Raw genomic sequence first — 8722 nt, 5'->3', positions numbered from 1 at the left:
CTTCGAGCGCGGGGAAATCTGTATCTGCGAGTCCCTAGCTCAGTCCAAAGATGGCAACGGTTATGAACGGGTGCGGAAGTCAACAAAGACGGGTAGTGTTCGGTTCTTGAAAATCAATTCCGAGCTGGCAAAAATTCTTGAGCAACTTTCTGCTGCCAGCAAAAATCCTGAAGATTTAGTTTTCCTCAATCCCACTGGCACAAGCCACATAGATGCAAACAACTTTCGAGCTCGCTGGAAAAAAGTGCTGAACGCAGCGGGTATACCGTACAGACGGCCGCATATCATTCGGCATAGTTTTGCGAGCCATGCGATCGAACAGGGATGTCCGCTAACGGGCGTCGCTTATTTGCTCGGACACTCCGATACTCGGATGGTTGCAAGCACTTACGGTCATTTAATCAATCGGCCGAGCTTGCCATCTATCCTCTGATAGGTTGCAAACCACAACTTCCGCCTTGCAAGGCGGAAGTTGTCGTAATTTTACTTACTTTCAATTTCCGAAAAAGTTTCAATAATAACCTGCATGAATTGCTTGTATAAAATATACGCTAGTATGTATTCGCTCAATCTCTTGCTATTAGTGAGATATTGACAAATAGCACAAAAATGAGAGAATGTAGCAAATGTTTTCAGCATAGCAAAAAAAAATCCGCTGACCTTTAGTAGAGGCGCGCGGAAAACCAATCGATATTAATCGATTTCAAAAACACAAAAGTATATTAGCTGAACTGTCGAAAATGTCAATCAAAGGGCGATTTAATCCCAAGAAGGGTATCTCACTTTGTATACCTCACATTAGATAGCATTTTAGTTAATTAGCGCCTCTACTACTAGGTTTAGCGATTTTTCTCACTAACAGAGGAAGCGTTATCTCTAGTATACTACACAATCCCCACAAACTTAGTCAAGTATTTGAGTTCCCTCAGAATTGGTCACTGGTGCCAGTAGCGGGGAAAGTTCCCGTTGTCAAAGATTGGGTAAGCAAACAATGCGACCACTCAGAAATCCTTGCCAAGCTCGAAAGTGGCAAGGCAACGGGCTTCGGCTTAAAGCTGGGTAACGGGCTGTTGGCGATCGATATCGACGGTGACTCGGCGTGGGAAAAGTTAAAAAAGTTAGCAGGCAGCAACGACCTCACCGTTTTCTCAGAGACAACTGCCTGGACAAGTGGACGCGCTGGCCGCAAGCAATGTCTTTTCTCAGTAGCAGAGGCTGACTGGCATCGCATTAAAAATCTACGCATCGGCACCGGGGTTACTGGTGATGACGGTAAAGAGGAGTGTCTGGAGTTCCGCTGGTTCGGTCAGCAGAGCGTGTTGCCGCCAAGCCTCCACCCTGGCACTGGTAAGCCCTATGAGTGGATCAACAACCCGTTGCAACATCCGCCCGCTCCGGCTCCAGAATGGCTGATCGAGCTCCGCGAAAACTACCACAGCGAGTATGTCAGTCCAGATGATCCGGACTTGGTACTGTTTCCTTCCTCGCTATATCCATATTTCCGTGGGCAACTGCGTATTTGGTTGCTCGCTCGTCGCTACGACCTATCGCGCTGGACGAATCCTGGCGGCAAACCAACAGGCTCCGGAATTGGACAATTTACGCTGACAGGCGCAAGCAAAATCTTAGGTCTCAAGAAAGACACCATCAGAAAGTTACTCAACGAAGCCAAAAAGTCCGGTTTGATCCGCCACTACGATCAGACCGGAGATGAGATTAAGATTTATTACACGAGCCTGGAAAAAGCAATCGCGATTGCCGGAGTAGACAAACTCGGCCCTCTCGCTGCCATCAAAGTTAACGACTTACGACATCTCCACATCATCGCTACAGAAGTGGAAGCACAGCATTTGCAACGCGCATCTTTTCACCGGCAACGGCAAGAAGAGGTGCAGCAAATAAAAAAGTCTGAGGGTCGGAACCCTCAGCAACCGACGCAGCTAATTGCGCCGACTGCTCTTCTGCATCCCTGCGAACAACCGGCGCGGGTACTTGGTAGGAGCGATCGGTTCATTTATGTTAAATCGGATTTCCGCTTCTACGGCGGAAGTCAAGAGGCGATCGCAGACGCGAGAGGAATTTCTCTCTCGACAGCGAGTCGCCATCTTTCAAACAGCTACAGATTGGAGGCCTCTCCAGTGCGAGGTTTTCGTAAGGAGTTGCCGCCCCTGGTTAAAACGCAAGTGATGGAACATCTACCGCTCCTTAAAAATATGCCCGCAAAACTATGTCAAGAAGACGGCTTAGTTTTGATGCGTGGGGAGTGGTGGAAGCCTCACTGTAATGTATATGCCATAAATCATCGGCTCGTGTCGGGAAGGCGGCGAAGAAGTCGCATTCAGGCCGCGATTGATAAGCAGGCGTTATTGGTCAAAAACGACTTGCCACGGGATTTAGACAATAAGTTTCTTTTATCAGTCTCTTCTTTTCCGGAGAAAGAGGTAGATCGAGATTTGAAATTTAGTGGAATAAAAAACCGGGACAAGGAAACGCAAAAATGATCATGGCTCAGCAGTAAGGGTTCAAAAGGTTCTGAACCCTAGCGCTAGTCATGGTTCACACTTCCGGGTCTAACTCAATACCCTGCTTGCCGGTGGTGAATTGGTTCAGGTAATTCTGTAACGCTTCTTGAACGATCGTTGACATCGTTTTTCGTTCATCGAGCGCTTGCCTCTTTAGCTGGTGACGCAAGTGTTCGGGTACTTTGATCGTCATAGATGTCATAGATGTGTAACCCATATGTATTGATTTATTGATTGATTACTTCTCATGCTACACAGCGAATCTCTGTCAGATCACCAAAGCCTTGTTCTGTGCGATTCGTCGAGTGCTTTTACCTTTAAATCCGACGAGTGAGTTTTGGTAGAGAAACGGTACGTTTTCGGTTCGTTTTTTTTTCGTTTTCGAGCCGCACCAAGAAGAGAATGCAAAGTCGGGCAAAGAGGACAGACTTTCTAACATCTAACCTAATAGTTAGAATGTTGGCACTGTTTAGGTGTGTCAAATGACTGTCATTCCGTTCCGCACCCGTGGCCCTCAACTTCTGAAAGTTAGAGAGTCTGATGCCCCGCCCCAAAAAACTAGCCCCAACAGGAGGTCATATTTGGAAGTTCGCGATCGGGAGTATTTATTCGAGGATGAAGTGGATGCCATGATCAAGGCCGCCAAGAAAGGGCGATGGGGACATCGGGACGCCACGCTAATTCTGATGGGTTACAGGCACGGGCTGCGGATATCGGAGCTGGTGAATTTGCGCTGGCAACAGATTAATTTGAAGACGGCTCACATCCACGTCCGAAGGTTGAAGGGTTCGCGTCCGTCAGTGCATCCGCTGTCGGGGGAAGAAATGCGATCGCTCAGACAGTTGCAGAGGGATTTTCCTGATTCAGCTTATCTATTTGTGTCGGAACGGGGCGGGCCTATGACTGCGGACGCGGCAAGAAAGATGATCCGCAAGTCGGGAGAAGGGGCACAGCTTCAGTTCCCAGTACACCCCCATATGCTCCGGCACGGCTGCGGGTACTATTTGGCCGCTAAAGGGATCGATACCAGGGCGATTCAAGATTATCTGGGACACGCTAATATTAGCCACACAGTGCGTTACACGCAGTTAGCACCGCAGCGCTTTGAAGGGTTTTGGGAGGACTGATTGTGGCAACAACCGCACCAACAACCGCACCAACAACCGCAACAACCGCACCAACAACCGCAACAACCGCACCAACAACCGCACCAACCGCACCATTGCTAGACAAGGCTTTCAGCGATTCGCACCAACCGCACCGGCTGTCCGATTTGTCAGTCGGACAGGTCTAAAACCGTTCCACCCGCATTCCATCAGGGCTTCCGAGGTTTTTTCTGTCCTGTCCGGGAACGTTCCGCAGTGTTCCAAGGCTTCCAGCGGAACGCTAGATTTTGACTGCCGGAACACTCACAGAGGGATGCCCCGTTTTAAGGGGGCATAGCTTCCCGACTTCCATAAGATGTATCTCAGGACTTCTCAAGTATCTCTAAAATGGATTCGACATCTGCGAGCGATGCGGTGGATTTTTTGCGATCGGCTTTCAACTGGTTTAACAATTCAGCGGCTTCTGGGAATTCAACGCTAGGAGCCGATTTTTGTTTCAGGTCTGAGAGTTCCGCCTCCAATTTCTCCTGATCGCCGCGTGCTGTCGCAAGTTGCGATCGCAATTCTATAATTTCCCGCTTCGCTGATTCGTACCTATCCTCAAGCTCATCATAATTAGCCGTGAGCATATTGATTTGAAAATGAGTATCGGCTAAGGCTTCCTCTGGGGAGAATCCGAAGATAGCAGCGTGTGCCATAGCTTCCTCTGGAGTAGTAAGAGCGTGATCGTATTCTTGCCTGAGTGACTCATCGCCACCCCTATCACTCAGGCACTCAATTTTCCCAGCCGTTCCTCAAAATTTGCCAACTTAGCCGCTAGCAGAGTGTCTAGCTTTTTGTCTAGCAAGCTGTCTAACATTGGTTCGATGTCTAGCGACGCTGAGTCTTTCGGCGCTTCCTGTTCTTGTTTTGCGATCGGCCCTGGCGTTGCAATTGATCCTCGATCCGATGTAGCGCCTTCCAAAACCTTAATCACATAAGCATTAACGCTCAAACCTTCGCTGGCTGCGGTTTCTTTGATTGCCTCAAGCAAGCCTCGTCTGCCGTCTAATCTCAAATTAAGCTGCAATCTATCAGTCATGTCTAGAGCCTCTCCATTACCTACTAGACATACACTAGCACAGTGTCTAGCTAATGTCTAGTGTTTTACCAAAATACTAGACAAAGCTGTTGTGGCGGACGATCGGAGAAAATCTGCACCCGTTCTGTGGGGACTTTTCAAGACATACAGTTTGCAGGACACAATTGAATTACATCAATCTATAAAAAAATGGCACAAGCGTTCACGAACCAACCGATAACCACACCGATCTACAATCAACAGCAAGCTACTCGATTAGGACAAGGTGATTTCTCTTCCATAAATGGCGGGGCGGGCGCTGGAGCTGGGGGAGGATTTAACGGACAATTCAATCCAAACCCATTATTCGGGCCGGGCACGGGAATGGGTAGCCAGGGGAATATCTACCCATTAGGCAACAATCTTGCATATACAAGGATCTACGCTGTTGTTCAATCGGGGGAACCGATCATCGTAAACCCGGAGACAGGTGAGCCCTACCCCCCCGGCTACATCCCAACAATTCAAGATCCAAACACCAGAGAAAACTGGCAACCGGGCGATTCTTGGACAGAGATTATGGAGCTAACGAATGCCAAATCCGCAGAGTCAATGCGACAAACGAAAGAAATTGCGTTGCGTCCTGGGGAAGAAGCTATAGCAAAAAAAGTCGCCCAGTACAGAGGGGACTTCGATCAAGCTGCCCAGAAGTATGTTAGAGGAGCAGCAGAGAAATTCTACGGGCCTAAAAACGAAACACTCCAAAACATCGACAAGAGAGAACAAAGCTATAGGGATATAGCTAAACAGCAACTACGATCGGCACAACAGCCCTATTCACCCCAAACAGTCCAGCAAGCTCCTAGGGGAGGAAGTGGGACGGCTTTTCAAGGGGGAGGTTCCAGCTTGCCGCCTGCACGTTACTAGCAGTTACCTAGCACTTGTCTAGTAGTTGCCTAGCACTTGTCTAGTAGTTGCCTAGCACTTGTCTAGTAGTTACCTAGCACTTGTCTAGTAGTTACCTAGCAATTCAAGGTGCTTAAAAGCAAAAGTGTCCGAAATTTCGGACACTTTTGGCAGCCTCTGATCGCCGATCGAAGCTAGTTACTCAATTATTTTCACTCTGGCCAAGTCAAAAATAATCTCGGTACTTGACGAGCGAAACCCTTCTGAATCAGGGTTCAACTAAAAAGTGTCCGAAATTTCGGACACTTTGGACAAGCATCAAATCGATTCAGCCAGACAGTGAATCGATTCAAATCGATTTGAATCGATTCTGAATCAATCCAGAATCGATTCAGCCGTCAGTTTTGCCCGCCGCCGTTGCCACGGTTGCGGAGCTGGTTGTTGAGGTACTGCCAGAGGTCGCGAATCTCTGTCTGAATGATTCGCATTTGCTCCCGCCATTCGGTGTGCTGCTGAGAAATCATCCTCAGCGCTTCTTGATGGCTCCCGATCGCCGAAACCAGTCCGTCAAAACGTTGAGCCAGTCGGTCAACGCGATCTGTCAGTTGGTCTATGCGATCAGTCAGCCGATCAATCGCTGTCGCGTTGGCAAGAGTTTGAACTTCCAGCCGTCCGATCGCCTCGCTGTTGGCTAGAGTTTGAACTTCCAACCGTCCGATCGCCTCGCTGTTGGCTAGAGTTTGAACTTCCAACCGTCCGATCGCCTCGCTGTTTGCCTGCTGCTGCACGGCGGTAGCTGCGAGGATTGCTTCTATTCGGTCTAGTCGATCGTTTGAATTCATCTCACTTAACCCCCGAACTTATCAACCAGTGCCAGCAAGTCGTCGTTTTCCCTAACGCTCTTCTCAATGAAACGCACAATCTCCTCACTCATTTTCATTCCTCTGATAGAGCAGACTCTCTTAAATTTTTCTTTCAACGACTTATCCAAGAGGAGCGTTATTTGGGGCGAAGTTACTGCCGAGCCATTCAAAGGGGGCAAAAAGTAACGTATCATCGCCGCTTCAATCTCTGCCAACAAGCTCGGTTCACTGCATTCCAGCCAAGCGATGCGGATGTTGCTGATTGCTTTCAGTTGTTTGTAGCGGTGATGAATCACCCAACGTTGCCGTAGATTGCGGCTTCTGCCGACGTACAAAACACGATCGCCTTCCAGGACAAAGTAGACTGCCGGACAGGAAGGCAGAGTTGAGCGGTTTGCCAACGATAGGGACGGCAGAGTTAAAGGGTTGATTGTTGCTGGGTTCATCAATCAATCTCACCCTTCTGTTTTGCCTGGTCTATAACGCGCTGAAGTGCCACTGCAATAAAGTTAGAAAGCGTTCGCTGTTCCTTTTTTGCTAACCTTTCCAGCTCTTCTTTTAGCTGAGGGCTAATGTACGCGCCCACCCTAGGTAACTTTGTTCCCACGCTTTTAAGTATTTGAACTGTCATTATTTTATCCTCTGTCGTACCGTCTTGGATAATTATAGTGCGAAGTAGTACCACCTAGCTCTTAAGTCGTGCTACCATCGAAAAACAGGATTTGACAGCTTCCAAGACTCTCCAGTTTGACGAGCTCAAACCCTTACCCGCTAAATCTAGTAGAAGAGGCGCTATCTAGAACCAGCGGAACCGTCGAGAATCAACAAAAATAAAACGCGCCTCAAAGCTGAGTTACCACCTCAGCCTTGAGACGACTTCAACCTACGCCAGCATTACCTGGCAAGGAGCAACTTCATTATGTCCGAAAATCAGACATTACAAGCGCTTGAAGAGCGATCGCAGAAATTAACATTTTCCCGTCGCAAGTTCTTTCACAAAACAGCATCAGTCCTTCCCCTGACAATCGCTCTACGCCGTCAGCCAACCATCAAACTACCTAACAAATACCCTGCACCGCCATTTCAGATCGGGGACATCGTAGCCGATGAATGGGTTGACGAATTCGAGAAACAACATTGCGAAATAGGCGAGATAGTAGGCATCTGCTGGCATCCCATTAACGGGCGATGGGAGTACATGATCAACTGGACTGCTGGTGCGAGTGCCGACTGGATGTACCCGTGTTTCGATGGGTATCTGACGTGCCACGTAACCGGAGCTGCACTCAGGTTGGTGTAGAGGAAAAGTGGTGGAGAAGTGGTGGAGAAGTAATAGAAACTCCACCACTTCTCCACTACTTCCGGCTGTTAAAAAAATCCAGGAAGCAGAAGTAGAAGTTACTTCGTTTACTACAGGCCAGGGCAAAGTGATCGAAGTGCTATCGGAAGTGCCAGAAGTACGCAATAGCAACACTTGCGGGATTACTTCATACTTCCAGCACTACTTCCAGAAGTTGTGTGATCAAAGGCTTAAATCAGCATTGTTGCACTTTTACAAGAAGCGAGAAGTGCTTCAGACGAAGTGATTTCTTTCAGCCTCCACCACCCCTCCCCCACCTCCACCACCTCTCCACCACCCGCCCAAAACAAAGGCAAAACACATTTCGGACAAATTCTCCACCGCCATGCAAACTATCACTCCAGAACTCAACGATTTACTGACACAACTATCACAGCAATTACAAAACAAGAGAGAAAACACCCCGCCACTTTTAGAAATTTGGGACGCTTGGGTTTCAGATTTAGATCTACCAGCGCGCACAAAAGCGGATCACTATGCCACGTTACGTCGCCAAATTATTAAGGCTGGCAATCCTTCCAGCGATGACATTACTTGGTTTACTCAAATGGAAGTTGCTGCCACCACTTTTAATAAAAAACTGGGATACCTCAGAAGCTGTGGTGACTGGGCAAAAAGTGAAGGTTTAATTCCACTAAATCCTTGGCTGAAAATCAGGAATCGCAAAGGAACCAAGGAAATCATCAAGCCATTTAGCAAGGCAGAATCCATCGCGATCGTCGCAGGATTCGAGAAAAGTTATCCGGCCTGGACTCCTTTTGCAAAGTTCCTGTTTTTATCCGGCTGTCGGCTGAGTGAGGCGATCGGACTACGTTGGCAACATATTGACTTCGAGCGCGGGGAAATCTGTATCTGCGAGTCCCTAGCTCAGTCCAAAGATGGCAACGGTTATGAACGGGTGCGGA

General features: G+C 48.3%; 13 protein-coding genes. 7 read left to right on the top strand and 6 right to left on the bottom strand.

Going from position 1 to position 8722, the window contains the following annotated elements; translation table 11 throughout:
- Together QUA43_RS30160 and QUA43_RS30155 are read left to right on the top strand one after the other, a co-directional pair.
- On the top strand, nt 1-433 hold a 433-nt coding region (locus tag QUA43_RS30160; RefSeq protein ID WP_333379394.1), incomplete at its 5' end, for a site-specific integrase.
- 412 nt (nt 434-845) lie between these two features.
- Nucleotides 846-2501, top strand: a complete 1656-nt coding sequence (locus QUA43_RS30155; protein ID WP_333379396.1) for a bifunctional DNA primase/polymerase — start codon at nt 846-848, stop codon at nt 2499-2501.
- 55 nt (nt 2502-2556) lie between these two features.
- Here QUA43_RS30155 and QUA43_RS30150 read toward each other — a convergent pair whose 3' ends face one another.
- A complete protein-coding gene (locus QUA43_RS30150; RefSeq protein WP_333379392.1) occupies nt 2557-2715 on the bottom strand; it encodes a hypothetical protein in 159 nt (52 codons plus the stop codon).
- A 289-nt stretch (nt 2716-3004) separates the two neighbouring features.
- On the opposite strand from QUA43_RS30150, the gene QUA43_RS30145 reads away from it, so the two are divergent.
- A complete protein-coding gene (locus QUA43_RS30145) occupies nt 3005-3649 on the top strand; it encodes a tyrosine-type recombinase/integrase (RefSeq protein ID WP_333379390.1) in 645 nt (214 codons plus the stop codon).
- Between the two features lie 2 nt (nt 3650-3651).
- Nucleotides 3652-3816, top strand: coding sequence for a hypothetical protein (locus tag QUA43_RS30140; protein ID WP_333379388.1), 165 nt, complete (start codon nt 3652-3654; stop codon nt 3814-3816).
- 174 nt (nt 3817-3990) lie between these two features.
- Here the strand turns inward: QUA43_RS30140 and QUA43_RS30135 are convergent, their stop codons facing one another.
- Together QUA43_RS30135 and QUA43_RS30130 are read right to left on the bottom strand one after the other, a co-directional pair.
- On the bottom strand, nt 3991-4326 hold the full coding sequence (locus QUA43_RS30135; protein ID WP_333379386.1) for a hypothetical protein: 336 nt from the start codon (nt 4324-4326) through the stop codon (nt 3991-3993).
- A gap of 68 nt (nt 4327-4394) precedes the next feature.
- On the bottom strand, nt 4395-4709 hold the full coding sequence (locus QUA43_RS30130) for a hypothetical protein (protein WP_333379384.1): 315 nt from the start codon (nt 4707-4709) through the stop codon (nt 4395-4397).
- Between the two features lie 189 nt (nt 4710-4898).
- Between QUA43_RS30130 and QUA43_RS30125 the strand changes: the two genes are divergently transcribed.
- Nucleotides 4899-5615 carry a hypothetical protein gene (locus QUA43_RS30125; RefSeq protein ID WP_333379383.1) on the top strand — a complete coding sequence of 239 codons (717 nt, stop codon included), beginning with the start codon at nt 4899-4901 and terminating at the stop codon, nt 5613-5615.
- 377 nt (nt 5616-5992) lie between these two features.
- On the opposite strand, the gene QUA43_RS30120 is transcribed toward QUA43_RS30125, so the two are convergent.
- From QUA43_RS30120 to QUA43_RS30110, 3 genes are read right to left on the bottom strand one after another with little or no spacing between them, the layout of a single operon-like run.
- A complete protein-coding gene (locus QUA43_RS30120) occupies nt 5993-6436 on the bottom strand; it encodes a hypothetical protein (RefSeq protein ID WP_333379382.1) in 444 nt (147 codons plus the stop codon).
- A gap of 5 nt (nt 6437-6441) precedes the next feature.
- Nucleotides 6442-6903, bottom strand: a complete 462-nt coding sequence (locus QUA43_RS30115; protein ID WP_333379380.1) for a hypothetical protein — start codon at nt 6901-6903, stop codon at nt 6442-6444.
- A complete protein-coding gene (locus tag QUA43_RS30110; RefSeq protein WP_333379379.1) occupies nt 6903-7088 on the bottom strand; it encodes a ribbon-helix-helix domain-containing protein in 186 nt (61 codons plus the stop codon). Before QUA43_RS30110 ends, QUA43_RS30115 begins: the two co-directional genes overlap by 1 nt.
- Before the next feature lie 288 nt (nt 7089-7376).
- Here QUA43_RS30110 and QUA43_RS30105 point away from each other — a divergent pair, with 288 nt between their 5' ends.
- Complete coding sequence (locus tag QUA43_RS30105) at nt 7377-7757, top strand: hypothetical protein (RefSeq protein WP_333379377.1); 381 nt, start codon at nt 7377-7379, stop codon at nt 7755-7757.
- A gap of 385 nt (nt 7758-8142) precedes the next feature.
- The coding region (locus QUA43_RS30100) for a hypothetical protein (RefSeq protein ID WP_333379375.1) at nt 8143-8722 on the top strand (580 nt) is incomplete at its 3' end.

It is taken from the genome of Microcoleus sp. N9_B4, assembly GCF_036701635.1.
Taxonomy (GTDB): domain Bacteria; phylum Cyanobacteriota; class Cyanobacteriia; order Cyanobacteriales; family Microcoleaceae; genus Microcoleus.
This window is presented reverse-complemented; position numbering and strand designations above follow the sequence as displayed.